Annotated in this window: 20 protein-coding genes; 4 read left to right on the top strand and 16 right to left on the bottom strand. The window is 51.8% G+C overall.

Annotated features, from left to right (window positions below; all coding sequences use genetic code 11):
• Nucleotides 1-35: 35 nt before the first annotated feature.
• The 4 genes from H8K26_RS02010 to H8K26_RS01995 form a co-directional block, all read right to left on the bottom strand.
• On the bottom strand, nucleotides 36-284 hold the full coding sequence (locus H8K26_RS02010; protein WP_190477013.1) for a hypothetical protein: 249 nt from the start codon (nucleotides 282-284) through the stop codon (nucleotides 36-38).
• Between the two features lie 197 nt (nucleotides 285-481).
• Nucleotides 482-949, bottom strand: a complete 468-nt coding sequence (locus tag H8K26_RS02005) for a hypothetical protein (RefSeq protein ID WP_190477011.1) — start codon at nucleotides 947-949, stop codon at nucleotides 482-484.
• A 300-nt stretch (nucleotides 950-1,249) separates the two neighbouring features.
• The gene (locus H8K26_RS02000; protein ID WP_186883850.1) at nucleotides 1,250-1,744 is read right to left on the bottom strand and encodes a GNAT family N-acetyltransferase; all 495 of its coding nucleotides are present in this window, start codon (nucleotides 1,742-1,744) and stop codon (nucleotides 1,250-1,252) included.
• Nucleotides 1,745-1,930: 186 nt separating this feature from the next.
• The gene (locus tag H8K26_RS01995; protein ID WP_190477009.1) at nucleotides 1,931-3,172 is read right to left on the bottom strand and encodes a YbfB/YjiJ family MFS transporter; all 1,242 of its coding nucleotides are present in this window, start codon (nucleotides 3,170-3,172) and stop codon (nucleotides 1,931-1,933) included.
• Nucleotides 3,173-3,236: 64 nt separating this feature from the next.
• Here H8K26_RS01995 and H8K26_RS01990 point away from each other — a divergent pair, with 64 nt between their 5' ends.
• Nucleotides 3,237-4,103 carry a LysR family transcriptional regulator gene (locus H8K26_RS01990; protein ID WP_190477007.1) on the top strand — a complete coding sequence of 289 codons (867 nt, stop codon included), beginning with the start codon at nucleotides 3,237-3,239 and terminating at the stop codon, nucleotides 4,101-4,103.
• A 76-nt stretch (nucleotides 4,104-4,179) separates the two neighbouring features.
• Here H8K26_RS01990 and H8K26_RS01985 read toward each other — a convergent pair whose 3' ends face one another.
• The 3 genes from H8K26_RS01985 to exaC all read right to left on the bottom strand — a co-directional run bounded on the left by H8K26_RS01985 (nucleotide 4,180) and on the right by exaC (nucleotide 7,550).
• A complete protein-coding gene (locus H8K26_RS01985; protein ID WP_190477615.1) occupies nucleotides 4,180-4,557 on the bottom strand; it encodes a DUF779 domain-containing protein in 378 nt (125 codons plus the stop codon).
• Between the two features lie 105 nt (nucleotides 4,558-4,662).
• Nucleotides 4,663-5,814 (bottom strand): iron-containing alcohol dehydrogenase, encoded by a 1,152-nt coding sequence (locus tag H8K26_RS01980; RefSeq protein ID WP_190477005.1) that lies wholly within the window; start codon nucleotides 5,812-5,814, stop codon nucleotides 4,663-4,665.
• A gap of 215 nt (nucleotides 5,815-6,029) precedes the next feature.
• The gene (exaC, locus tag H8K26_RS01975) at nucleotides 6,030-7,550 is read right to left on the bottom strand and encodes an acetaldehyde dehydrogenase ExaC (protein ID WP_190477003.1); all 1,521 of its coding nucleotides are present in this window, start codon (nucleotides 7,548-7,550) and stop codon (nucleotides 6,030-6,032) included.
• Between the two features lie 343 nt (nucleotides 7,551-7,893).
• On the opposite strand from exaC, the gene H8K26_RS01970 reads away from it, so the two are divergent.
• Nucleotides 7,894-9,825 carry a sigma-54-dependent Fis family transcriptional regulator gene (locus tag H8K26_RS01970; protein ID WP_190477001.1) on the top strand — a complete coding sequence of 644 codons (1,932 nt, stop codon included), beginning with the start codon at nucleotides 7,894-7,896 and terminating at the stop codon, nucleotides 9,823-9,825.
• Between the two features lie 110 nt (nucleotides 9,826-9,935).
• On the opposite strand, the gene H8K26_RS01965 is transcribed toward H8K26_RS01970, so the two are convergent.
• Nucleotides 9,936-11,912 carry an autotransporter-associated beta strand repeat-containing protein gene (locus tag H8K26_RS01965; protein WP_223826788.1) on the bottom strand — a complete coding sequence of 659 codons (1,977 nt, stop codon included), beginning with the start codon at nucleotides 11,910-11,912 and terminating at the stop codon, nucleotides 9,936-9,938.
• Between the two features lie 217 nt (nucleotides 11,913-12,129).
• Here H8K26_RS01965 and H8K26_RS01960 point away from each other — a divergent pair, with 217 nt between their 5' ends.
• Both H8K26_RS01960 and H8K26_RS01955 read left to right on the top strand, forming a co-directional pair.
• Nucleotides 12,130-12,417, top strand: a complete 288-nt coding sequence (locus H8K26_RS01960) for a metal/formaldehyde-sensitive transcriptional repressor (protein WP_190477000.1) — start codon at nucleotides 12,130-12,132, stop codon at nucleotides 12,415-12,417.
• 10 nt (nucleotides 12,418-12,427) lie between these two features.
• Nucleotides 12,428-13,534, top strand: a complete 1,107-nt coding sequence (locus tag H8K26_RS01955; protein ID WP_190476998.1) for a nickel/cobalt efflux protein RcnA — start codon at nucleotides 12,428-12,430, stop codon at nucleotides 13,532-13,534.
• Nucleotides 13,535-13,583: 49 nt separating this feature from the next.
• On the opposite strand, the gene H8K26_RS01950 is transcribed toward H8K26_RS01955, so the two are convergent.
• The 8 genes from H8K26_RS01950 to H8K26_RS01915 all read right to left on the bottom strand — a co-directional run bounded on the left by H8K26_RS01950 (nucleotide 13,584) and on the right by H8K26_RS01915 (nucleotide 24,527).
• On the bottom strand, nucleotides 13,584-14,330 hold the full coding sequence (locus tag H8K26_RS01950; RefSeq protein WP_190476995.1) for a TorF family putative porin: 747 nt from the start codon (nucleotides 14,328-14,330) through the stop codon (nucleotides 13,584-13,586).
• A 171-nt stretch (nucleotides 14,331-14,501) separates the two neighbouring features.
• Entirely contained in the window at nucleotides 14,502-15,236 is a 735-nt protein-coding gene (gene kdpE / locus H8K26_RS01945; RefSeq protein WP_390366013.1) for a two-component system response regulator KdpE, read from the bottom strand.
• Nucleotides 15,233-18,031 carry a two-component system sensor histidine kinase KdpD gene (gene kdpD / locus H8K26_RS01940; RefSeq protein WP_190476993.1) on the bottom strand — a complete coding sequence of 933 codons (2,799 nt, stop codon included), beginning with the start codon at nucleotides 18,029-18,031 and terminating at the stop codon, nucleotides 15,233-15,235. Before kdpD ends, kdpE begins: the two co-directional genes overlap by 4 nt.
• A gap of 114 nt (nucleotides 18,032-18,145) precedes the next feature.
• Nucleotides 18,146-18,742 (bottom strand): potassium-transporting ATPase subunit KdpC, encoded by a 597-nt coding sequence (gene kdpC / locus H8K26_RS01935; RefSeq protein WP_190476991.1) that lies wholly within the window; start codon nucleotides 18,740-18,742, stop codon nucleotides 18,146-18,148.
• Between the two features lie 20 nt (nucleotides 18,743-18,762).
• Nucleotides 18,763-20,955: a potassium-transporting ATPase subunit KdpB gene (gene kdpB, locus H8K26_RS01930; protein WP_190476989.1), complete on the bottom strand. Its 2,193-nt coding sequence runs from the start codon at nucleotides 20,953-20,955 to the stop codon at nucleotides 18,763-18,765.
• A gap of 18 nt (nucleotides 20,956-20,973) precedes the next feature.
• On the bottom strand, nucleotides 20,974-22,785 hold the full coding sequence (gene kdpA, locus H8K26_RS01925) for a potassium-transporting ATPase subunit KdpA (protein ID WP_190476987.1): 1,812 nt from the start codon (nucleotides 22,783-22,785) through the stop codon (nucleotides 20,974-20,976).
• Nucleotides 22,785-22,874: a K(+)-transporting ATPase subunit F gene (kdpF, locus tag H8K26_RS01920; protein WP_186883864.1), complete on the bottom strand. Its 90-nt coding sequence runs from the start codon at nucleotides 22,872-22,874 to the stop codon at nucleotides 22,785-22,787. Before kdpF ends, kdpA begins: the two co-directional genes overlap by 1 nt.
• 480 nt (nucleotides 22,875-23,354) lie before the next feature.
• Nucleotides 23,355-24,527, bottom strand: coding sequence for a GGDEF domain-containing protein (locus H8K26_RS01915; protein WP_190476985.1), 1,173 nt, complete (start codon nucleotides 24,525-24,527; stop codon nucleotides 23,355-23,357).
• Nucleotides 24,528-24,756: the final 229 nt, after the last annotated feature.

The raw sequence follows: 24,756 nt of genomic DNA, 5'->3' as shown, positions 1-24,756 counted from the left end.
CGCTTTGCTTGGCTCGAACAGCACCAGAACCAGGCTCAGTGCGAGCCCCAGCGCCAACGTGGTGGCTCGCCTTTGAGCAGACAAACTGCGATCAGCGCGGCGCAGATGATTCCGAGGTAGAGATTAAAGATCAGTTGCCCCTGCGTTGGCAGCACGACGACAGCACCGGCCACTACCAGCAAAAGGAAGACAAACAACACCAGCCAACCTTGCCACACGTTGGGAATACCCCAGCCCCAGCCATAACGCTTTGCGGGAAACCAGTATTTCTTTTCGACGGACATGGCGCCTCCTTGTAAGTGTGTTGCTTGCTGAAGTGTAGCATCCGGGCAGCGGCGCTGATCGCATGCAAATGAGAAAACATGCACCGCATCGTGATCGCTTCAACATCAGATGCCGGATAGCCGGTTGCTGGCTTATTCCTGATGCCAGTAATATGGCTTAGCTTTTTGTACTCAGAGATCCGGCCTGACAGGAACGCTTAGCCAACATGGGATATCTCTCTGATTCGTACATTGACTCGCCAATAGAATATGAACGAAAAAAGTGCTCCGGTTGCGACCACGCCGACTGCGCCCGCCTTCTCGTTGAGATCAAGAAGAAAGGTCGAGCCCACGATTGCCACCAAAGGAACACCAACGACAAAAATGAGCGCAAAGAACCGTAAGCCAATGGGCACATGCAGCGCAAGGAAGCGCGCGACAAAGTCTCTGTTATCACCAGCAGCGTTGGATCGGAAGCACCAAATGATACCAAGCATCACAAACGAAACCTCAGTCACGACGGCAGCCCATGCTGGAAGGAAGGTCGGTTGCGTTGCATCGGAAGGCATAGCGGCGCTCATCGCAGCAAGAGCCGATGAGAAAAGAAAATACTTGAGTTGCTCCAGCTCTGGCAATGGGCCACGTTTGAGGTCTTCGACAAGGGAGCGTATATTCCATAGGTACATGATGTTGCCTTGCGTAATTTAATTTGACAGAAATGCAGCTTAACTCGAAGTGTTAAAAAAGACAATTTTTAACATACCATTAAAACAAAGTGCAACAACAGAAAAATCGCCGCTTCAAAACGCTGGTTTTCGTAAAAATCGGGGAGTATGTGCCAAAAACACCTTATTCTCAGCATAAAACAAGGGGCTTTAAATATACACCCCCCAGTATATTCAGCCCTTCCACGGGCTGAAAGTGAGCAGACTGATGTGCTCGGAGCGCGCTTGGCAGCAGGTGTGATTTGTGTGGAATACGGCTGGTCAGGTATGTTGCTCTGTCCACATGGCGTTGATGATCGCCCAGCGTTCATGGTCTTTCCACTCCAGCCCGCCGATTCTCAAATAGTTTTTAGAAAATCCTTCTTTCACAAAACCGGCGTTTGACACGAGGCGGATGGACGCCAGATTTTCGGGTTGTATGTTGGCTTCGAGCCGATGCAGATGCAATTCTTCGAACGCTTCTTTCAGGAGCAGTGTCATGCCCTTGCGCATGTAGCCTTTCCCCTGATGTGGGTGAAAAACTTCGTAGCCTAAATACGCCGATTGAAAATAGCCGCGCACGATGCCGGAGATATGGAAGGTGCCGAGAATATTGCCGTTCGTTGCGGAACAAACAAAATACCGGTTTTCCTGGCTGATATAGACCTCGTAATCGCGCGGCGCATAAGTCCACGGCTGATGAAAAGAAGTGCTTTGTTCGTATAATTTTTTGACTTCAGCAATATCACTGAATTCTGGTTTTCTTAAAATGACCATTTTTTTCTCGTTGCGGTGATGTCTTCAGAGATGCGATGCGCAGCACCATCTGCATCAGTAAATGCGAATAAGTGCCGCGCGAATGCAGTTCGCAGTTTATTCGCTTTCATTTTAACTTTCACCTGCAAGTCGTCAGGTATTTCGCGGGGTCAGGCAATTTTCCAGTGTTATCGAACCGTATTGCAGTCAATGACGTTGTGCTGATTCAGCTCTGCGCCATAAGTAAATGGCGCTTGCCACCAGGCAGGCTGTTGCGAGTTGCAATGCGTAGCGGAGTGCGCTTGCGTGATCGGCGGCAAATGTATTCATCAAGGCCACGACGACGGGGCCGAGCAATTGACCAAGCGCGAAGCTGGCGGTCATGCGTGCCAGGACGGCGGTCGGGTTAGCTGCGGCGCGAGCCCGTGCTTCCTGCATCCCCAGCATGGTGATGACCATGAAATTTCCGCCGACGAACAAGGCGGCCAACACGATGCTGGTCATGGAAAGCCAGAGGCAGGGCAATATCACGCCGACCGCCATCAGCGCATGGGACGTTGCCCATACATTCAGGCGATTGCATTGGCCGAGCACGCCTGCAACGATCAGGGTCGATGCGGCAGCCGCGATGCCGAATACCGGCCATGCCCAGCCGAATATCTGCGGGTCATCCAGCAATTGTCTTGCCTGTGCTGGCAGATACGTCGCCGGCAGGATGTAGCCGAAACCAAACATGCCGTAGCAGATAATCAGCCCCGTCACACCGGGTGCTGAAGTTGATGCTGAAGTTGATGCTGATTCTGATGCTGATACTTGCGCGGCATTCACAGGTGCAGCGATGCTGTTTGCAACTGGCGGTAAAGGACAGTAAAAGCTGACGATCAGTGGCAATATGGCGACCAGTGACGCCAGACAAGCTAAGACTATCCACATCTCACTGGCAGGCATTTTTTCTGCCGCCCACAAACAAAAAATACCCGCCGCGACGATGCCCAGCCCAACGCCAGCATAGATAAGACCCGTCAGTCGGGGCCTGGCCAGATTCGCCATCCAGCCCAGACCCCACGCGCTGGTGGCAATCAAGGCCCATGCACTGCACAGACCAGCCAGAAAACGCAACACAGCCCAGGCCCACACAGACGATGTGATGCCCATCGCAGCGGTGACGATCACGATGCAAATCAGGCTGAGCGTCAGCAATCTGGCGGGCGGCAAACGCACCCGGCTGGCACACAGCGCGCCGATCAGATAGCCCAGATAATTGCTGGCGGCAAGCCATGCGCCTGAATCGCTCAGCAACACGCCATCCCGCAACATCAATGGCAGCAGAGGTGTAAACGCAAAACGGCCGATGCCCATCGCCAGCGCTAAGGAAAACATGGCGGCAATAGCGATGAGGATAGCGAGGTGTTGCGGACGTGCAGCAGGATGCAATGCGGGTGTATTCATCCGTTCATTAAAATGGAAATCTGCTTCACTGACAAATGAATTATTCTGGATTAATATTCTCTTTATGAGAACAATAGATTTAGAGTCACTGCTGATATTCCGAACCGTGGTCGAAGAAGGCGGTGTGGTGCGCGCGGCAAGCAAGTTGCATCGTGTGCCTTCAAATGTCACTACACGCATACGGCAACTGGAAGAATACCTGGCCGTTCAACTCTTCCGACGCGAAGGCCGTACGCTGGCGTTGACGACGGAAGGACACACACTGCTGAACTACGCGCATCGGTTGCTGCGTCTGGCAGACGAAGCGGTAAACGAAATGCAGACCGGAAAGCCGCAAGGTACGTTCCGCCTGGGCTCTCTGGAAAGCACCGCGGGCAGCCGTTTAGCACCGATACTGTCACACTATCACGAGCAACATCCGGATGTGATTGTCGAACTGATGACTGGAACCACCGCCGCGCTCATCAAGCGCGTCACGCAGTTTGAGATCGAAGCGGCATTTGTTTCTGAACCTTTCACCGCACCGGAACTGGAATCGATTCCCATCTTTCAGGAAAAACTGGTGTTGATCACTTCAAACAAAATCAGCCGCTTGCACAGTCCCAGTGATCTGGGCAGCAGCACCATGATTGCATTTGCGCAGGGCTGTTCGTATCGCCAATGTCTGGAAAACTGGTTAAGCAATCACAATGTGATTCCGCAACGTGTGCTGGAATTTGCTTCCTATCAGGGAATGATCGCCTGCGTTGCCGCCGGAACCGGATTTGCCATCGTGCCGGTATCGGTCTTGAGCGCTTTGCAGGCGAATGACAAAGTCAATCAGCATGCATTACCAAAACAGGTGTCGTCGAACAAAACGCATCTGGTCTGGCGGGGTCAGGCATCGTCAGCATTAACGGCATTCATCAAAATGCTGAAGACAAAAAAATGAAGCCACAACTGGTCTGCTTCACATCTTAAAATATCCGACAGGCTGATAACCATAACGAAATTAAAACAGACAGAAATCAGGCCAGATCGTGCGCCACCTGGTCTGCGATCTGCGCCCATTCTGCATCGGTGAACAGACGCGAACGGGTGTGAAACGCCTTGCCGCTTGCGCCTTCCAATGAAAATGTGCCGCCGTGACCGTCGATCACATCCAGAATCAGCTGGGTGTGTTTCCAGTAATCGTATTGCAGCTTGCCTATGTAAAACGGCACGCCGCCGACCTCGCCCAGTTTGATGTCGTAGGGGCCTATGGTCAGATCGGTGGGCAGATAGCAATTGGCGGCGCTGTTGTCACAGCAGCCGCCGGACTGGTGAAACATAATGCTGCCATGTTCGACCTGCAATTGCTGTATCAATTCCAGCGCTGCGGGTGTGGCGGTGACTCGCTCAACCATAATCGCCCCTCCAAAACCGTCCATCTCTATTTTTTCGAGTTAGGCGGTGGTTTGTGATGAATTGGGCATGGCGGTTTTGTCCGCCACCCTTGTTCCAATCAATTTTTATGAGCGTTTGCCGTAAGCCGACGCAAATATACCCACAATCTCATCATGCGATGCTTGAATCGGATTGGTTAAACCGCACACATCTCTGAGCGCGTTTTGTGCCAAGACATCAAAATCCTCTTGTTTCACACCCAACTCTTCGAGTGATTTTGGAATGCCCACGATATCTGCTAATTTTTTAATCGCTTCAATGACGCCCAAACCTGCCAAATCTGGATTGCTGGCATTCAAAATGCCGCCAATTTGATTTAAGCGCTCTTGTGCGGCACGCAAGTTAAACGTTTCCACATGTGGCAAAAGGAGTGCATTGCACACACCGTGCGGTAGATTATAAAAGCCGCCCAATTGGTGCGCCATCGCATGAACGTAACCTAACGACGCATTGTTAAATGCCATACCCGCTAAAAACTGCGCATAGGCCATTTGCTCGCGTGCTTCCTGATTTTTAGGTTCTTTGACCGCAGTTGGCAAATAGCGCCCGATTAACTCTATGGCCTTGACTGCGCAAGCATCAGTCAGGGGAGTGGCAATCGTTGAAACATAGGCTTCAACCGCATGCGTCAGTGCATCCATCCCAGTAGCCGCAGTCAAGCCAGCGGGCATCGCCTCCATCAAACCTGAATCGTTGATGGATAAAAATGGCGTCACGTGGCTGTCGACTATCGCCATTTTAACGTGCCGGGTTTCATCCGTGATAATGGTAAAACGCGTCATTTCAGACGCAGTTCCAGCCGTTGTATTCACGGCGATGAGCCTCATTTGTGGCACTTTGGATTTATCTAAGCCCTCGTAATCCTCAATTTTCCCGCCATTGCTCGCAACCAATGCAATGCCTTTGGCACAGTCATGCGATGAACCGCCACCCAAAGAGATGATGAAATCGGCTTGCGCGGTTCTTAGTTTTTCCAGACCGGAATTGACGTTACCAACGGTTGGATTGGGTTGCACGCCATCGAATACGTCTGCCGAAATACCTTGGGCAGCTAGCTTATCGGCGACCGTTTTTGCCAAACCCATTTTTGATAAAGCACCGTCCGTGACGATTAAGGCTTTTTTATAGCCCATTTGTCCTATTTGATTAATTCCCTCATCTAAAGCACCTAAACCAAGAATGTTTTTACCTGGCATAAAAAATTGTGAAACGCCCATAACGATTTCCTTAATTTTTTTAAATAAGAACTTACGTAAATTTGTCGCGGCAAGGTATGGCGACGAAGACAGTACACACAGTACGGAGAGGAGTCATAACGCCGCAGTGATGATTTTTGCGTAAGTCCTGCAAATATTCAATCAACACTACAAGGGGCACCATGGACAGGTGACGAGCCACCTGTCCAAATCAGAGACTTAACTCCCCATGGAAATTAAAAGAAGCCGAGTTTATTCTCACTGTAGCTGACCAGCAGATTCTTGGTTTGCTGGTAATGATCGAGCATCATTTTGTGAGTTTCACGTCCGATACCGGATTCTTTATAGCCACCGAATGCTGCATGCGCTGGGTAAGCATGGTAGCAGTTAGTCCAGACGCGACCCGCTTTGATAGCACGACCCATGCGGTAAGCGACATTACCATTGCGGCTCCATACACCGGCACCCAGACCATACAAGGTGTCGTTGGCCAGCGCCAAGGCTTCAGCTTCGTCTTTGAAGGTGGTCACTGCCAGCACAGGGCCGAAAATTTCTTCCTGGAAGATGCGCATTTTGTTGTGACCTTTGAACAGCGTTGGCTGCACATAGTAGCCGCCTTCCAGATCGCCACCCAGATGCGCCTGACTACCACCCGCCAGCACTTCGGCACCTTCTTGTTTGCCGAGATCCAGATACGAGAGGATTTTTGTCAGTTGTTCTTTGGAGGCCTGCGCACCCATCATGCTGTCGGTATCCAGCGGATTTTTATGCTGAATCGCGGCAACGCGTTTCAATACGCGTTCCATGAATTTGTCGTAGATCGATTCCTGTATCAGCGCACGTGATGGGCAGGTGCAGACTTCGCCCTGATTGAAGGCAAACAAGACCAGACCTTCGATGGCTTTATCGAGGAATTCGTCGTCTTTGTCCATGATGTCGGCAAAGAAGACGTTTGGCGATTTACCGCCCAACTCCAGCGTGGCCGGAATCAGGTTGTTGGCTGCTGCCTGCGCGATCACGCGGCCAGTGCTGGTCGAACCAGTGAACGCAATCTTGGCGATACGTTTGCTGGTCGCCAGTGGCATACCGGCTTCGCGGCCGAAACCGTTAACGATATTGAGCACGCCAGGTGGCAACAGATCGGCAATCAGATCCATCAGAATCAGAATCGAGATCGGTGTGGATTCAGCCGGTTTCAGCACGACGCAATTACCTGCACCCAGCGCCGGAGCCAGTTTCCATGCGGCCATCAGGATAGGGAAATTCCACGGAATGATTTGCCCGACGACGCCGAGCGGCTCCTGAATATGATAAGCGACAGTGGTTTCATCGATATTCGACAAAGCACCTTCCTGCGCACGCACGCAACCGGCGAAATAACGGAAGTGATCGGCGGTCAGTGGAATATCGGCATTCAGCGTTTCGCGTATCGCTTTGCCGTTGTCGACGGTTTCGGCATAGGCCAGTAATTCCAGATTCGCCTCGACACGGTCGGCAATTTTCAGAAGGATATTGGAACGTGTGGCAGCATCGGTCTTGCCCCAGGCATCGGCTGCAGCATGTGCTGCGTCCAGCGCCAGCTCGATATCTTCGGCTGTGGAGCGCGCTGCCTGTGTATAGACTTTGCCGTTGATCGGGGTGATGACATCAAAATACTCGCCTTTCACAGGCGCAGTCCATTTGCCGCCGATGAAGTTGTCGTAACGGGATTTATATTGGATTTTGGCGCCTGCAGCACCTGGGGCTTCATAGATCAAGGTTGTCTCCTTCAGTTAGTTGTTATTGACAGTCACAAAGTTTTTTTGCGCTGGTCAGCGCCACTATTCGCAAAAGCCATGCCAACACCGGATGACAAGATAATCAGCCTGCTTTCCCCTCTGGCGTCGCCTGTACGAGAGCCTTGACGAAGGCGACACATGCACTTTTGCCGACGGATTCCTGCTAAGATAGTTGTCAACTGTCCGCTGATGTCTGTGACACCTGACACAAAATGAGACAGGTATAACAGTGGCAAAAACAGCAGTAAACGCAGCAGTAAACACAGCGGCAAACACAGCACTAAACACAGCGGCAACTACCGATGCCGCAGGAGACAAGTTCATGCGCAACCACGCCATTCTGCCCTCATCCCATCTGAAGCAGGCCCGTTTGCAATTGGTCGAATATGGCATAGCTCCGGCCCCGGGCATTGATGATCGCATTGCACAATCCTGGCAGCGCAGCTTGTCGGCAGGGCTTTTCCCGGTAGGACGGGTCGAATGCGAAGACAATTTAAGCAGCAGCAATTTACAACATGCCCGCCACTTCAATCATGAGCTGATCAGCCATTCAGAACCGGTGATCGAATATCTGTTTGAACAGGTGCGGCACAGCCATAGCATGGTGATACTGGCCGATGCGCAAGGTGTACTGATGCATACGCTGGGTGATCTGGATTTTCTGAATAAGGCTGACCGTGTGGCATTGAAATGCGGTGCCACCTGGGCGGAAAATCAGCGCGGCACCAATGCGATCGGCACGGCAGTGGCTGAGGCAAATGAAATCGAGATTCACGGGGCGGAACATTATCTTGAGCATAATGAATTTCTGACCTGCGCTGCGGCACCTATCTTGTCCGCACAAGGGAAGTTGATGGGGATACTGGATATCTCCGGCGACCATCGCAGCCGCCATCCGCATACGCTGGGTCTGGTCTCTACAGCGGCACAAATGATAGAAAACAGCATGGTACTGAGCGCTTGTCAGCATCAGATTATCGTGCAATTGCATCCGCGCGCCGAAGGTCTGGGCTCGGTAGCGCAAAGTGTGCTGGCATTCTCAGAAGATGGCTGGCTGACTGGCGCGAATCGTAAAGGGCTGGCATTACTAAAATTGCAGTACAAAGACATCGCGGCAACCTGCTGGTCAGATTTATTCGAGACAGAATTTCAACAGATACTGTCATTTCACCAGCGCGCAGTGATACGGCCTGAAACGCTGCGAACCAAAGATGGCGGCATGTTGTTTGCGCAGGTACATAGTCACAGCCTGGCGCGGCAAGCACTAAGCGCCAATACAAAAGCCGCTCCGGCAACACCTATATCCCCGACGACAAATGAAGATACCCAGTGGCTGGCCGCAAGCGAGAGAGCACGCAAGGTCATCGACAAGGCGATTCCTTTACTGGTGACCGGCGAATCCGGGGTCGGCAAAGAATTGTTTGCACAGGCAACACACCGGGCATCACTGCGCCGGAATAAGCCGTTTGTCGCGGTGAATTGTGCAGCGATTCCAGAACATCTGATCGAAGCTGAATTATTCGGTTACGTCGCAGGCGCATTTACCGGCGCGACGAAACAAGGTGCACAAGGACGTTTGCGCGAAGCGCAGGGTGGCACTTTATTTCTGGATGAAATCGGCGATATGCCTTTAGGCTTACAAACACGATTGCTGCGGGTGTTACAGGAACGTCAGGTTACGCCGCTGGGAAGCAGCACGCCGGTGGCGGTGGATTTCAATTTAATTTGCGCCACGCATCAGAATTTAAAAAACAGCATCACTGCTGGCCGTTTCCGCGAAGATCTGTTTTATCGCATCAATGGTTTAAACGTCTGCCTGCCTGCGTTACGGGCGCGGACGGATTTTGAGTTTTTATGCGGAAGACTATTGCAAGAATTTGCACCGAACAGCGATCTGCACATTGCACCTGATCTGCTGAGCGCGATGAAAGCCTTTCACTGGCCCGGCAATCTGCGTCAACTCAGCCACGTGCTGCGCGCTGCGGTCGCTTTACGGGATGATGACCAACACTGCATCAGTTGGGAACATCTGGCAGACGATTTGGTCGCAGAGTTGCGGGCGCCGACTGCTCAGAAAGCCGCTGCGACAATCGTCAGCGACAACGCTGGTGAGCCGCAAGAACTCAGCTTACATGCACGTTCGATGAAAGCGATCCGACAGGCGCTTGCCAATGCGAATGGCAATGTCTCGGCAGCGGCACGCGAATTAGGCATCAGCCGGCAAACGCTGTACCGCAAGCTGCAAGAGACTTAATCCGTAAGACAATTCCGGCAAACCTTTTTTTCTGACGAGGCATAAAAAAACACTGGCTCGCAAGCCAGTGTTTTTTTCGGTTCTACTACTAATAAGTTACGACCAATCACTCAGGCATCTAAACGGATAGTGACAGAATCAGCGTTGTAAGTGACCGTCGCTTTAGGAAAGCCATCGACTGTCACGGTAGCGAATTTGCCACCGACCGATTTTGCGCTCAGTATTGTCAGTACGGTTCCTGCCGCGGGTTTGTAATCGGCAGCGAATTTCAGATTCAAACTGGCCGCACCATCAATCGCGACCGCACCTGCGACCTGAATTTTCCCGAGGTTGCTGCTGTTGGCGACGATTTCCAGCGCGCTGCCATTGAGTTGCGTGTAGTTTGCCAGCAATTGCAAAGGCAATTTGCTGTTATGCACCAGCTTGCCGCCATTCAGATAAACGTCACCTTTACCAAATGCCTGATTGCTGTCTGCTGCCAGCGTGCCTGCACTAATAATCGTGCCGCCACTGTAGCTGTTATTACCGCTCAGACGCAGAATGCCCGTGCCCAGTTTCGTCAGGCGTCCAATACCGCTGATGTCATTTCTCCAGCTATCCTGCGCAAAGAAGCCACCTTTCGTTGCATCCATCGTGACGCTGACATCGCCGTTGAATGCAGCGTAAGCATCCGCCGCCGCGAACAGATTCAAGCGGCCCCAGCCTTCTTCATCATCCAGAATCGGATAGCCAGATGGCAATGCGGTAGTTTTCAGCACAACGCGGCGCTGATTTGCATCGAGATATGGCAAACGCGTTTCCAGTAATATTTCCGCACCTTTTGGTACGACGGCTGGTTTGCTGGTGTCGCCAATCGCTGGCAAGCCAAAAGTCAGACGACGCAGATAATTCGTCTTATTGATCTGGTAGTCAGCAAACCGGTCATTTGCCGCCGTGCCGCTATGGGCATAGGTCTGTAAAGCGGCAGCATCACTCAGTTTCAGGGCGGTTTGCAAGCCGGATTGTGCCTGTTGATATGCCTGCGTTTTCAGATCATTCTTAGCATTCGCACCGGTGGCAATACTCGCTGTCGCCACGGCCTGCGCCTGCACGCGGCCACTGATCACATCGAGCGGAGAGTGCATACCAGCGAGGATACGGTTTTCACCGAGTTCCAGACCCCGCGCCAGCATTTCCTGATAGCGCTGCGGCACCAGATACGCCATCGCAATCGCCTTGCGCACCGCTTCCGCAGAGTGACCACTGATATAACCGCCATCGGTTGCCGGGGTTGTGCTTTTCGCTGGTTCCAGCGCCGCGACGACCTTGACATTGCTGTTCCAGCGCCATGGGCGGGCATATTTGAAGAACCGTTTAGCTGGTTCAGTCGAACCATTTTCTCCGATGTTATTGATGAAATCGACCGCCAGACCAAAGCTGGTGTTGGTGCTGCTACCGACGCCGATATCATTGCCTTTATCGTCATAGCGTACAGTCGTCGCATCCGCCGCGATGTCGGTGATGGTGGTGGTTTGTTGCGCACTGCTACGCCATGCTTGCGTCAACGGTCCCATGCCATCGCTGATACTGTATCCCTTGTTACGGCGATCATCCAGATAGGCGGCGAGCTCCTGCTCAGGCGTACGCACTTTAGTTGCGTCGACTACATACTGAATATTGGCGTTGTGTATCGTCGTGTTGAGCACTTTGCCATCGGTCGCATCACCTGGAATACCAGTCCAATCCGATGCTGTCACGGCAGGAAAACTGCCATTCGCTGCTGCCGGAGAACCCGCATCCACCAACAGACTGCGCGGTTGCCAGAGTTGCAGAAAACCCGCAACGACGCGCACACCGGCGTTGGTCTGCAAGGTCGCATAGCGTGCATCGCCGCGTTGATTGGTATAAGCAAAGTCAACGTATGGAAGCACTTTACTTTCGTCAGCAACCGGCGCGCTATCGGTAACACCAGAACCTTTAGGTGCATCCGGAATAACTAAAGGCGCCGTCGCCACGACTGAATCGGAAGATCCGCCACAAGCAACAAACATGAAGCCAGAAATCAGAACGGCGGAAATCGTACGTAGCGGAAATGAGGTTTTTATCATTTTCTATACACAGTGAGATGAATGGGTCGGCCGAATCAACGAATAGAACAAGTCGGATACGGGCGCTCACTATAAGGGCAGCGTATGTCATCCCTGTGACACCGTTCATTCAATACAGGTTGTGATGAAAAATAACTCACCGATTCAGGCGTAAAACTTATTTTTAAGTATTTACTGAATGAGATATAGTATACCCCCCTACCCTATTTTATCTAATATGAGTCACACGATTAAAGATAAGCAAAAGCTACTGAACCGGGTACGTCGTATCCGTGGGCAGCTCGAAAGCATAGAGCGGGCGCTGGAGGAGGAAAAAGGCTGCATGGAAATACTGCATCAGATCACCAGCTGCCGCGGCGCGATGAATGGCCTGCTCGCCACGGTACTGGAAGACCACATACGCACGCATTTGATCGATGCGCCGCATGACAGCACCGAACACAATGAAGACCACACCGATGCACGCGAACAGCTGATTGATGTGGTGAAAAGTTACTTAAAATAAAGCGCTCAACATGATTGAATTCTCAACTCTGCTGCAACAAGGCGCAACGAATGCGTGGTTGTTTATTCCCAGCGCCATCCTGCTTGGCGCTTTACACGGACTGGAACCTGGCCATTCAAAAACCATGATGGCGGCATTTATCATCGCCGTGCGCGGAACACTGACGCAGGCCGTTTTGCTGGGTTTGTCGGCAACCCTGTCGCATACCGTCGTTGTCTGGATCATCGCACTGGCCGGTATGTATTTCGGCCAGCAATGGAATGCCGAAGCCACTGAACCTTACTTACAGGTTGTGTCTGCAATCCTGATTATCAGCATCGCCGTCTGGATGATGTGGCGTACCTGGCGCGAGCAGCATCATGCTCACCACCATCACCACGATGATATGCAAGAAATCGATACAGGGCATGGCATTGTGCGACTGGAGATATTTGAAGACGGCGTACCTCCACGGTTCCGGCTCTATCAAGACAACCAGGACAAGCAGCACAATCACGTCTGGACGGCGGAACAGCTGACGTTGGAAACCGTGCGTAACAAGAAAGATCACCAGACTTTCAGGTTTGTGCAACGGGAAGGCTTCATAGAATCAGAACAGACGATTCCTGAGCCGCATGAATTCTCTGCCCATTTGCACTTAGGTCATGGCAGCCACTCGAATGAATATGTCGTGCATTTCACAGAACATGAACATCATCATACTGAGTCAGACGGCCTTGACGTGGCCGGTGACGAGTATCAGGATGCGCATGAACTTGCCCATGCGAACGACATACGCCGTCGCTTCACCAACCGCGAAGTAACGACCGGACAAATTGTCATGTTTGGTTTAACCGGCGGCCTCATTCCCTGCCCTGCGTCAATCACGGTCTTGCTGCTCTGCCTGCAACTGAAAAAGGTCGCGCTGGGTGCAACACTGGTGCTGAGTTTCAGCATTGGCCTGGCGCTGACCATGGTCATGTCTGGCGTGTTGGCCGCACTGAGCATCAAACACATCTCGAAACGCTGGAGCGGTTTCGGCACATTTGCCCGCAGAGCGCCGTATTTATCCGGCGCTCTGATTTTACTGGTCGGCTTCTATCTGGCTTATGAGGGCTTGCATAGCTTACTGAGATAAGATTAGCGGTAAGCGGCTTCCGGCATCAGCCTCGCGCCCTGCCCCAGCATTAAAACGTTTTGCTGATGCTGACGACCAGAGCCGTCTTACCAAGAAACTTCCCGTTTGCCGGCGATGCATAGCTCGTCTCACTGGCATTCGTACCAACCACCGCCACAGCGCCTGTCAAGACACTGAAATCTTTGGTGATGCCGATTTTCCAATCTGCATAGCTGCTGCCACTGTTATTTTTCACTTGTTGACGCCCCGCATGGATGTTCAACGTCAGCCCAGTGGCGACGTCGATGTTGGCACCCAGATCAAGATAGCCGCTGTTTTTACTGTCAGCAATACCGAATAAATTGGTGACCGCATGTGAATACTTCACGTAGGCCGGGCCATAGGTCAGTTGCCCGTAAACCTCGGTGGTATTCGCATCCGTGGCCAATCCATTGGAAGGATAAACATAAGTCAGAACACCGATGTCGTAGCTGATGTCTTTGTTTATCTCACCACGGCGACCAGCATACAGATCCGCTTCAAGATTACCGCCACCGCCCGCATCTTTCGTCCACTTAATGCTGGAAAACCATGCGCCCGCATACAATCCGCTCGAATTGTGAACGTAATCAGCACCGCCTTGCAAAGCTGCTTGCAGACGTGTTTGCGAAATACCGCGATAACGGTAGTCGGAAGTCAGCGCAGCATTAAAACTGACTTCGTTGTCCGGCTTCATTTCAGGTTTGACTTCCTGCGCCTGGACATAGCCTACAGACAATAAGGTCGGGAAAATTGCTGCAACAAGTATTTTTTTCATAGCACTTCCTTTCATGATAACGACAATGTCGTTCTGATTGATGTTCATCGTCCGCCGCAAATTTCAATTCGCTGAGTGACGAAAAACATATAAAAACTTAAATTACAGGCGTGCAGACGCCCCTCCGGAGAGCAGATTCTGGCGCCGGATACTCAGAGAAAAAATGAAAAATCAGCTAGGTAATAACAATCGGTAGCCGACCGCTGTTTCGGTCAGCAGATAACGTGGCTGGGTCGGATCATCTTCTAATTTATGCCGCAGATAGCGCATGTAAATGCGCAGATAATGGCCACTTTCTGCATGCGATGGCCCCCATACTTCGCGTAATAATTGTGGGTTAGTCACGACCCGGCCAGCACTATTGATCAGTGCACTCAGCAGACGAAATTCAGTCGGGGTGAGTTTGACGATGATGCCCGCTTTCGTGACCATACGCGCCTTCACATCGACTTTAACGTCGCCAAACTGAACGACGTCATCTGGTGTACTACCGGGTTGACGCTGACGCCGCAAAGTTGCCCGCACCCTCGCCTGCAATTCACCGACACCAAATGGTTTCGTCAGATAGTCGTCGGCACCGGCATCCAGTGCCTTGATTTTTTCCGCTTCGCTCACTCTGGCTGACAACACGATAATGGGGACACCCGACCATCTGCGTACATCCTTAATAAAGTCGATACCATCACCATCAGGCAAACCAAGATCAAGAATAATCAGATCGGGCTGGCGGGTGCCGGCATCGACCAGTCCGCGTTGTAAAGTGCCGGACTCAAACACCTGCCAGCCACCTTCTTCTAAAGAGCTGCGGACGAAGCGGCGAATTTGCGGTTCATCTTCCACCAGCAAAGCGGTGGGCAGAGTGGCATTGTGTTCTGACATAGGCGGCGTCGATGCTGATATATTCATACGGATAATGGTCGTATTGGATGGTTGTTGCCGATGGTGTGTGCTTCGTGGTTCATGAGGCTCATGATTTCCATGTCCGGCATATCTGGCGGATTTCCTAATGGCAGAGAAATGATAATACAGGCACCGCCATCGGGCGACACACCGGAGTGGATACGTCCTTTATGGGCTTCAACGATAGCGCGACAGATGGCCAGCCCAAGCCCCACACCCGGTTTGGAGGACTCTCTCTCGCCACGGGTGAATTTTTCAAACACGGCCTCTTCTCTGCCCTGCGGCAGACCCGGCCCATTATCAAATACCTTGATATCGATGTCGGCTCCGCTGGTTTCGGCACTGAGGGTAATACGGGAACCAGCCGGTGTATATTTCGCCGCATTTTCCAGCAGATTACAAAGCACACGTTCTATCAGCACGGCGTCAAAATGAATTAACGGTAAATCCGCTGCCATGATAGTCTGCACCTGATGCTCTTTCAGTTGTGGTGCGCAGATACGGATAGAGCTGCCGATCACTTCTTCCAGTGGCTGCCATTGCAGATCGAGTTTGATTTCACCACTCTGTATGCGCGCCATATCTAACAGATTGGAGACCAACGCACTCATACGCAAGGTTTCATCATGTAAGGCATGTGCCATTTCTTTTTGGCGATCACTGAGCGGCGGTGTTGACATCGTCAGCGATTCGGAGATCCCCACCAGCGAGGTCAGCGGTGTACGTAAATCATGTGACAGAGCGGCCAGCAAGGAATTACGTAAACGCTCGGACTCCATGTGCACCAGCGCATTCTGCGCCACCTCAATGTAATGCAGACGCTCCAGCGCAATCGCCGCCAGCGCAGCAAATGTATCCAGCTGCTGCCTTTGTTCCGGTATGAGTATCCAGCGACGATTATCAGGTTGTATCGCTAATAATCCGCGTGTACGCATAGGTGCCACCAGCGGCAGATAAAAGAAATTGCTGGCAGGCAGAGTGTCAGTGCCGATACCTGCGGTTTCGGCTTTATCAAAAGCCCATTGCGCTATCCCCATATCCAGACCAGGAACTTCAGGTGACGGCGGCTGTAAGCGGCCTTCATCGTCAGGTAACAAGAGTGTCGCGTTCGCCCGGAATGCACGCTGTATGATGGCCTGGGTTTTATCAGAGATCTGTTCGCCCTGTAACACACCGGATAAATCACGGGCAAATTCGTATAAGGCGCGGGAGCGGGATTCTCTGCGTGAAGCGACTTTCGCCTGATACCGCAAACCCGCCGTGAGATGTCCGGTAATGAGCCCCACCACTAACATCACGACAAACGTCATGGCGAATTGCAGATCACTGACGGCAAACGAAAAACGCGGTGGCACAAAAAAGAAATCAAACGCCAATACGCCCACCACCGTTGCCAGCACGGATGGCCCCCGGCCAAAACGCACAGCGACCAGCACGACCGTCAATAAAAACAACATCGCAATATTGACCAGATTAAAAATGTCGAGCAAGGGCGTCGCCACCAGCGCTGTCGCCATACTTGCCAGAGCGGCCAGCAGATAACTCCGTATCTGGTTTCGGTTGTATCGATTGGCAGCCGGAATGCGTTTATCCAGCGCGTGCATCGCCACGGATTCCGCCGCCATCTCTGACAGCGAATCCTCATGATCAGATGCGGCGCGACCAATTTCTATCAGATCAATATGCGGCGCTAATGCAGCGACTGTCCTTGCATACGACGTCGTCCACGGTAACCAACGTGACAGGCGTGACTGCCGCCCCATCACGACGCGTGAAAAATTCTGTCCGTTCGCATAATCAACAATTGCCTGCGCAATGTCATTACTGAATAACACCGCAGTGTTGGCACCCAGATCCTGCGCCAGCTTCAGACTTTTTAAAATACGTTCACGCTGCGCTGTCGGTAACTTTTGCAATGCAGGTGTTTCGATATAAACAGCGTGCCAGACTGCATTCATCTGCCCCGCCAGTCTGGCCACACTGCGTATCAGATGATCCGCGCCACGCCCTGGTCCAACACAAGCAAGCAATGCTGCATCCGTTTTCCAGACGGTATTGATCGATTTTTCAATTTTATAGGCGCGAACATCGTCCTCTACCCTGTCAGCAGTGCGACGCAAGGCCAGCTCACGCAGCGCGATCAGATTTCCTTTGCGAAAAAAATTCTTCGCAGCGCGTTCTGCCTGCGGTATCTGATATACCCGCCCTGATTTCAGCCTGGCTAACAGCTCATCCGCAGGAATATCCACCAGCACCACTTCATCGGCTTCATCAAACACGGTGTCCGGCACGGTTTCTGCCACCCGTATACCGGTAATACTGCCGACCACATCATTCAGACTTTCTAAATGCTGGACATTCACGGTCGTGTAGACATCGATGCCAGCATCCAGTAATTCTTCGACATCTTGCCAACGTTTAGGATGACGGGAGCCGGATGCATTCGAGTGTGCCAGCTCATCCATCAGTATCAATGGCGGATGCCGCTCCAGTGCTGCATCAATGTCAAACTCGGACAACACTTTGTCGCGATAAGGAATATTCCGGAGCGGTAAGACATCCAGACCATGAAGCAATGCAGCGGTTTCTTCCCTGCCGTGGGTTTCTATCACGCCGACCAATACCTGACGACCATCCGCTATCAGTTTCCGCGCGGCGGTCAGCATTGCATAGGTTTTACCAACACCGGCAGACGCGCCGAAGTAGATACGCAACTTGCCACGCGCGGCGCGGCGCTCCTGTGCCTGCACATGTGCCAGCAACATATCGGGGTTAGGACGCTGATCGCTATTGATGGCCATCGTTATTGTATTTCTCTTGAAAATCAGTCAAAGCAGCTGAGTGACAGAATTGACGGAAGCGCAGCATTCGCGCACTTCCGTATCACATCAAATTTCTGCAACATGTTGCACTACTTATTTTTTCTTCTTATCCAGCGCCAGGTTTAACGCCAGAACATTGACCCGTGCTTCGCCAAATAAACCTATCACCGGATGTTCGGCAAGTTCATCAATCAGCTTACGCACCTGGTCTATTCCTATCTGACGCGCATGCGCCACACGAGACGCCTGATAATACGCTGCAGCAAGGCTGATGTCAGGATCCAGCCCACTGGCAGAGGCCGTCACCAGATCGACCGGTATTTTGGCCGTGTTTGCAAGATCTGCGGCTTTCAGAGCATCGATACGGGCTTTGACTGCATCCGTCTGAGCCTGATTGCTCGGACCAAAATTGCTACCGCTGGAAGCAAGCGGGTTATTTGGCATAGGGCCTGTAGCGGAAGGACGCCCCCAAAAATACTGCGGCGAACTGAAAGCTTGTCCTATCAGGGAGGAGCCAACAATTTTCCCCTCTTTGCGGATCAGACTACCTTCCGCTTTGTCTGCAAAAGCGATCTTACCGACGCCGGTCAGCGCAACCGGATAGAGCACGCCAACCAGAATTGACAGGCTGCAAAACAGCATGAATGCAGGACGCAGCGTGTGAGTGAAAGAGTGAGTGACAGAGTTCATGAATATTCTCGATTTCTACGTTAAGCCAATTGCAATGCGGTCAGAATCACATCGATCAGTTTGATACCGGCAAATGGCAAGAGAATGCCGCCAAGGCCATAAATCAACAGATTGCGACGCAATAACAGCGATGCACCGATCGCACGGTATTTCACGCCTTTGAGCGCCAGCGGAATCAGAAACACGATGATCAGCGCATTAAATATCACCGCAGACATGATCGCAGATGACGGGCTGGTCAGATGCATGATGTCCAGCGCTTTTAATTCCGGATACGTCGCTACAAATGCGGCCGGAATAATCGCAAAATATTTAGCGATATCGTTGGCGATAGAAAAAGTCGTCAGAGAGCCACGCGTCATCAGCATCTGTTTACCGATTTCGACGATCTCCAGCAACTTGGTCGGATTCGAATCCAGATCCACCATGTTTCCCGCCTCTTTGGCGGCCTGCGTACCGGAATTCATTGCCACCGCCACATCTGCCTGTGCCAAAGCGGGTGCATCATTAGTCCCATCACCAGTCATGGCGACGAGGCGACCGTCGGATTGATAACTGCGTATCAGTTTCAGCTTATCTTCCGGCGTCGCTTCTGCCAGAAAATCATCGACACCCGCCTCTGCCGCAATTGCGGCTGCCGTCAGCTTATTGTCGCCGGTAATCATGATGGTTTTAATTCCCATACGACGCAACTCGGCAAAACGTTCCTTGATGCCACCCTTGACGACGTCTTTCAGCTCTATCGTTCCCATCACCCGGCCATCATCCACTACGACCAGCGGCGTACTGCCACGACGGGAAATGTCATCGACGGTTTTCGCGACTTCCAGCGGAAAGGAACGCCCCATCGCCTCGACAAATTTTCTGACTGCGTCAGCAGCGCCCTTGCGTACGATGCGTTCCCCGATATCAACGCCACTCATGCGGCTTTGCGCAGTGAACTGGACAAACTGTGCGTGGAGTGAAGACATTTCCCTTTCACGTAAATTAAAGCGTTGTTTTGCCAACACCACGATACTGCGTCCTTCCGGTGTTTCGTCAGCCAGCGATGCGAGTTGCGCTGTGTCGGCAAGTTCAGACGGTGTCACGCCGGGCGCAGGAAAGAACTCGGATGCCTGACGATTGCCTAAGGTAATCGTGCCGGTTTTATCGAGTAACAGGATATCCACGTCCCCGGCGGCTTCAACCGCACGACCCGATGTAGCGATCACATTTGCCTGCATCATGCGACTCATGCCCGCCACGCCTATGGCTGACAACAAGCCGCCGATGGTCGTTGGGATCAGGCACACTAACAGCGCAATGAGTACCGTGATAGAAATGGGCTGTGAAGTCATCCCTAGCGCCTTGGCCGCATCGACACTGAACAATGAAAACGGCAGCAGGCTTACCGTCACCACCAGGAAAATAATGGTTAAGGCGATCAGTAAAATCGTCAGGGCAACCTCGTTTGGTGTTTTCTGACGTTTGGCGCCTTCGACCATGGCAATCATGCGATCGATAAAGCCCTCGCCCGGATTCGACGTCACACGCACCACCAGCCAGTCAGACAACACCCGGGTACCGCCCGTCACGGCAGAAAAATCACCGCCAGATTCACGTATCACCGGAGCTGACTCGCCTGTGATTGCGCTCTCGTCTACTGTAGCAACACCCTCTATCACTTCGCCATCCACCGGAATGATATCGTTGGCTTCGACTAAAAAGACGTTGTCTTTACGCAGATCTTCCACTGCCGCTGGCAGCCAGGTGGTGCCATGTTTAGGGATAGCCAGCTTTTTGGCCATCACCGTTTGCTTCAGCGCCCGTAAGGATGCCGCCTGTGCTTTGCTGCGTCCCTCTGCCAGCGACTCGGCAAAATTGGCAAATAAGACCGTGAACCATAACCAGACGGAAATGGCGAAAATGAATCCCGAACTGGCTTCCCCCTGACCAAACAGGGATTGCAGAAACAACAGACTCGTCATCACACTGCCCACATAAACGACAAACATGACAGGGCTGCGCAACTGTGTACGTGGGCTGAGTTTTCTGAAAGAGTCGGCAATTGCCGGGCCTATCAGACTCGCATCAAAGAGCGGAAGACGAGGCTTGCCGCCGGTTTGCACGGCATAGTCAGCCCCTACGCTGGTACGGTCGGAGGAACGGTCATTGCTGTGATCGGCGGAACCAGCTTTGTTATCAGAACTTTTTTGGACATTGGTACTGGACATCAGATTTCCCCTCAATTCTTAGCGTGGTGCAACAAGCTGCAGATGTTCGGCGACCGGCCCTAAAGCCAGTGCTGGCACATAGTTCAGTACGCTGATCAGAACCACGGTACCTGCCAGCAAGGCAATAAACATCAAGCCATGCGTAGGCATCGTGCCGGCATTCACTTCCAGACGTTTTTTGGCCGCCAGCGAACCAGCAATTGCCAATACAGGCACAATCATGGCGAAGCGCCCGAACCACATCGCGATCGCCAGCATGATGTTGTAGAAAGGTGTGTTGGCACTGATACCGGCAAATGCGCTGCCGTTATTGTTGGCGGCTGAGGTGAATGCATACAGCACTTCAGAAAAACCATGCGCTCCGGGATTCAGAATGCCGGCACGACCTGCCTCTGTCATGACAGCAATCGCGGTGCCTGCCAACACCAGTACAGGCGTGACCAATATAGCGACCGAGGTCATTTTCATTTCATACGACTGGATTTTTTTACCCAGATATTCAGGCGTACGACCTATCATCAGACCCGCAATAAATACCGCGAGGATGGCAAAAATCAGCATCCCGTATAAACCCGAGCCAACACCTCCGAATACAACTTCTCCGAATTGCATTAGCGCAATAGGGACAAGACCACCGAGTGGCATTAAGGAGTCATGCATCACATTCACCGCGCCACAAGAAGCAGCAGTAGTCACTGCGACGAACAGTGAGGATGCACTGATGCCGAAGCGGGTTTCCTTGCCTTCCATGTTGCCGCCTGACTGCAGAGCACTGCTGCCCTGATCAACATTCATCGCTGCCAGTGCAGGATGGGTCTGCTGCTCGGCTACCATCACACCGACCGTCATCACAACGAACAGTAATGTCATCGTCACCAACACTGCCCAACCTTGTCGCTGATCGCCGACCATGCGGCCAAATGCAAAACACAAGGCTGCCGGTATCAGAAAAATTGCGATCATCTGAAAGAAATTGCTCAAAGGAGTAGGATTTTCATAAGGATGAGCAGAGTTCACATTGAAGAAACCGCCACCGTTTGTCCCCAACAGCTTGATCGCTTCTTGCGAGGCAACCGGACCCATCGCCAGCGTCTGTGTGCGGGTTGTCACCTCTTCCGTTACAGGTGCGCCTTTGCTGTCTTTTAAGGGCTGACCATCCGCGCCAGTCTTAGGCATGCTATAGGTCACGGCGTCAGATAACTGCACGTCTTTATATGCCGAGAAATTTTGCACCACGCCTTGTCCCATCAGGAAAACAGCGAAAATCACAGACAAAGGCAGCAACAGATATAAGGTCGAGCGCGTGAGATCGACCCAGAAATTACCTATAGATTTGGATGAGTGTGCGGAGAAGCCACGGATCAGAGCGAAGACCACGGCAATGCCGGTCGCGGCTGAGAAAAAATTCTGCCCGGCCAACGCCAGCATCTGCGTCAGGTAACTCATCGTTCCTTCACCAACGTATCCCTGCCAGTTCGTGTTACTGACAAAACTGACCGCTGTGTTAAAGGACGAATCCGCACTGACATTCGGCATTGCTTGCGGATTCAGCGGCAACCATAATTGCAATCGCTGTATCGCATAAACAAACAAGGTACCAAGTACATTAAATACCAGTAAGGCTAAGGTATACCCTTTCCAGGTCATCCCTTCGTCTGCTTTGACTCCGGCGATTTTATACATGCCTCGCTCTGACCAGGACAGCCATCGCATTCCGGGCACCGGCGCTTTGCCATCAGCAATTTTTGCAATCAGTATCCCTAATGGATACGACAACACCAGTAATACCGCTAAAAATACGATTAATAGAATAAGCGCTTGTGTCGTCATCACAGTTCCTCTGCGTTCAATAACGCGATCACCAGATACACCAACAAACCTGCGGCAATTAACGCACCGCCGATATAAAACATGTTCATGACTTCGCTCCTAATTTTTCACACACCAACATCAGGACCCAGATCATCAAAAAACAGATGACTATCCCGCCTGCATAAAGAATGTCCGTCAACAATTCCATCACATACCTCTTCCGGTTTTTCCACACTGTGGAGAATAGACAAAAGGGTCTAAGAGTTTTGTTAAAACTCTGGGTGAAGCTGTAAACAAACTGTAAAAATTTGGGTTAGAAGAGAACTCGTGCAGATGCTGTACGGACTACGTCGAGACGACGACATCAGAACAGGCAAATTGAAAGTGAACTATCAGCGCAAAGGAGAGGGCCAAGCAGTGATCGCTTTGAATTAAGCCGCTTTCCATATTGGAAAAGGCGTCATTACCGCAAGTAAATGTAGCTATCGGATAGACGGGGAAGACAGCAGCCGCTTTTGTTATACCGGTTGAACAGCATTGGAGATAACAAGCTACTACTAGTGGTGGCTCGACTTACCAGTGAATATTCACCCAGCCTTCACTTTACTTATGTCAGGCATAGAATCAACCGTGTCTGCCGATTGCTGCAGACAAACGATCTGATTTCTGCCCTGTGCTTTTGCTGCATACAGTGCCTCGTCGGCACGGGTGAGAGTTTTCTCGAACGCCTCTCCTGGCTGGTATCTGGTCACACCGATAGAGACGGTCAGACTGATCCATGAACCGGCGAATTTGACAACATCGGCTGCGACTGCGGCACGCACACGTTCCAGGCAAATCAGTCCGACGTCGAGTTCAGTCTCTGTCAGTAAAATCAGAAATTCCTCACCGCCCCAGCGTGCCAGAGTATCGGTAACGCGGATTTTTTCCTGCACGGTTTTAGTAAATTTCTGTAATGCGACATCGCCGGCCTGATGACCATAAGTATCATTGATGCGTTTGAAATAATCGATGTCCAGCATCGCTACCAGCAACGGGTTCGCAGAACGATCGGAACGCTGGCTTTCGTACTGTATCAGTTGCAGCATATGCCGCCGGTTTGCTGCACCGGTAAGTTCATCATAGTTAGCGGTTTGCTGAATTTTTTCCAGCGCCTGTGTCAGTTGCAGCTTCTGATGCCGCATGTGCTCACGCATTTCGCACAGTCGCCAGGTCAAAAAAGTGGAACTAGCAAGCACAATCACCACCATGAAATAGTAGGCACCATACAAATAGTAGGTCGTTCTTTCTGTCTCCCGCAGCAGAGAAAAAAGAATCGCTTCAGCAAACAGCATCAGGCCGTACACCGCAACGGTAATCACCTGCTGTATGGATAAACCAAACATGCCGAACATCAGAATCACGGCCAGCAACGGTAAGGTCACGCCCCGGCCATCACCGGCCAGCGCGAACGCTGCAGCATTGCAGGCAATCGCAAACAGCATCTGCACAAATGCCAATGAAGGATCAGCCCAGCGCAAGGAATAGCCACTGCGTATCAGCGCATACACGATCATCAGACCTGCGGTTGAACAGGCGGCCCACAATCGCACGTCGCCCATCCCGCCAATACCCACCGATTTCATGAAAAATAAGACACCAATGCTCGCCAGCATCAGCAATGCGGCAAGTACAAACTGGCTGGTACGGATGCGCATCGCCTTTCCCGATCCGAGTACCAGATCAAGGCTGTACCTGATGAGTGTCTTCATAACAGACATGCAAAAAACTCCGACCATCAATCTGAGAAAAATTACCGGCTGTCTGCGCACATACCAGTTGTACGCCTGACAGCAAATGCCTGAAACCAGATACTGCTACGACACTGACTGTTGATTACTAAAACAAATGCAAGGTACTGGAAGAAATAACAAATGGAGGTCACGCAGTGTATCTGTTGTATTTGGGGAAAGTTCCCACCCTCATTTATTCATGGCAAGCGCTGAACCC

Source organism: Cognatundibacterium aquatile (assembly GCF_014699135.1).
Classification (GTDB): Bacteria; Pseudomonadota; Gammaproteobacteria; order Burkholderiales; family Burkholderiaceae_D; genus Undibacterium; species Undibacterium aquatile.
Note: the sequence above shows the minus strand (reverse complement) of the source record. Positions and strands in the feature narration are given on the sequence as shown.

Coding starts and splice junctions, on each gene's coding strand:
- H8K26_RS01965 (WP_223826788.1), bottom strand. CDS start 11,912: ATGATAAAAACCTCATTTCCGCTACGTACGATTTCCGCCGTTCTGATT.
- H8K26_RS01955 (WP_190476998.1), top strand. CDS start 12,428: ATGATTGAATTCTCAACTCTGCTGCAACAAGGCGCAACGAATGCGTGG.
- kdpA (WP_190476987.1), bottom strand. CDS start 22,785: ATGACGACACAAGCGCTTATTCTATTAATCGTATTTTTAGCGGTATTA.
- kdpD (WP_190476993.1), bottom strand. CDS start 18,031: ATGGCCATCAATAGCGATCAGCGTCCTAACCCCGATATGTTGCTGGCA.
- H8K26_RS01970 (WP_190477001.1), top strand. CDS start 7,894: ATGCGCAACCACGCCATTCTGCCCTCATCCCATCTGAAGCAGGCCCGT.
- H8K26_RS01990 (WP_190477007.1), top strand. CDS start 3,237: ATGAGAACAATAGATTTAGAGTCACTGCTGATATTCCGAACCGTGGTC.
- H8K26_RS02005 (WP_190477011.1), bottom strand. CDS start 949: ATGTACCTATGGAATATACGCTCCCTTGTCGAAGACCTCAAACGTGGC.
- H8K26_RS02000 (WP_186883850.1), bottom strand. CDS start 1,744: ATGGTCATTTTAAGAAAACCAGAATTCAGTGATATTGCTGAAGTCAAA.
- kdpF (WP_186883864.1), bottom strand. CDS start 22,874: ATGAACATGTTTTATATCGGCGGTGCGTTAATTGCCGCAGGTTTGTTG.
- kdpC (WP_190476991.1), bottom strand. CDS start 18,742: ATGAACTCTGTCACTCACTCTTTCACTCACACGCTGCGTCCTGCATTC.
- H8K26_RS02010 (WP_190477013.1), bottom strand. CDS start 284: ATGTCCGTCGAAAAGAAATACTGGTTTCCCGCAAAGCGTTATGGCTGG.
- H8K26_RS01985 (WP_190477615.1), bottom strand. CDS start 4,557: ATGGTTGAGCGAGTCACCGCCACACCCGCAGCGCTGGAATTGATACAG.
- H8K26_RS01915 (WP_190476985.1), bottom strand. CDS start 24,527: ATGTCTGTTATGAAGACACTCATCAGGTACAGCCTTGATCTGGTACTC.
- H8K26_RS01950 (WP_190476995.1), bottom strand. CDS start 14,330: ATGAAAAAAATACTTGTTGCAGCAATTTTCCCGACCTTATTGTCTGTA.
- kdpE (WP_390366013.1), bottom strand. CDS start 15,236: ATGAATATATCAGCATCGACGCCGCCTATGTCAGAACACAATGCCACT.
- H8K26_RS01960 (WP_190477000.1), top strand. CDS start 12,130: ATGAGTCACACGATTAAAGATAAGCAAAAGCTACTGAACCGGGTACGT.
- H8K26_RS01995 (WP_190477009.1), bottom strand. CDS start 3,172: ATGAATACACCCGCATTGCATCCTGCTGCACGTCCGCAACACCTCGCT.
- kdpB (WP_190476989.1), bottom strand. CDS start 20,955: ATGTCCAGTACCAATGTCCAAAAAAGTTCTGATAACAAAGCTGGTTCC.
- H8K26_RS01980 (WP_190477005.1), bottom strand. CDS start 5,814: ATGGGCGTTTCACAATTTTTTATGCCAGGTAAAAACATTCTTGGTTTA.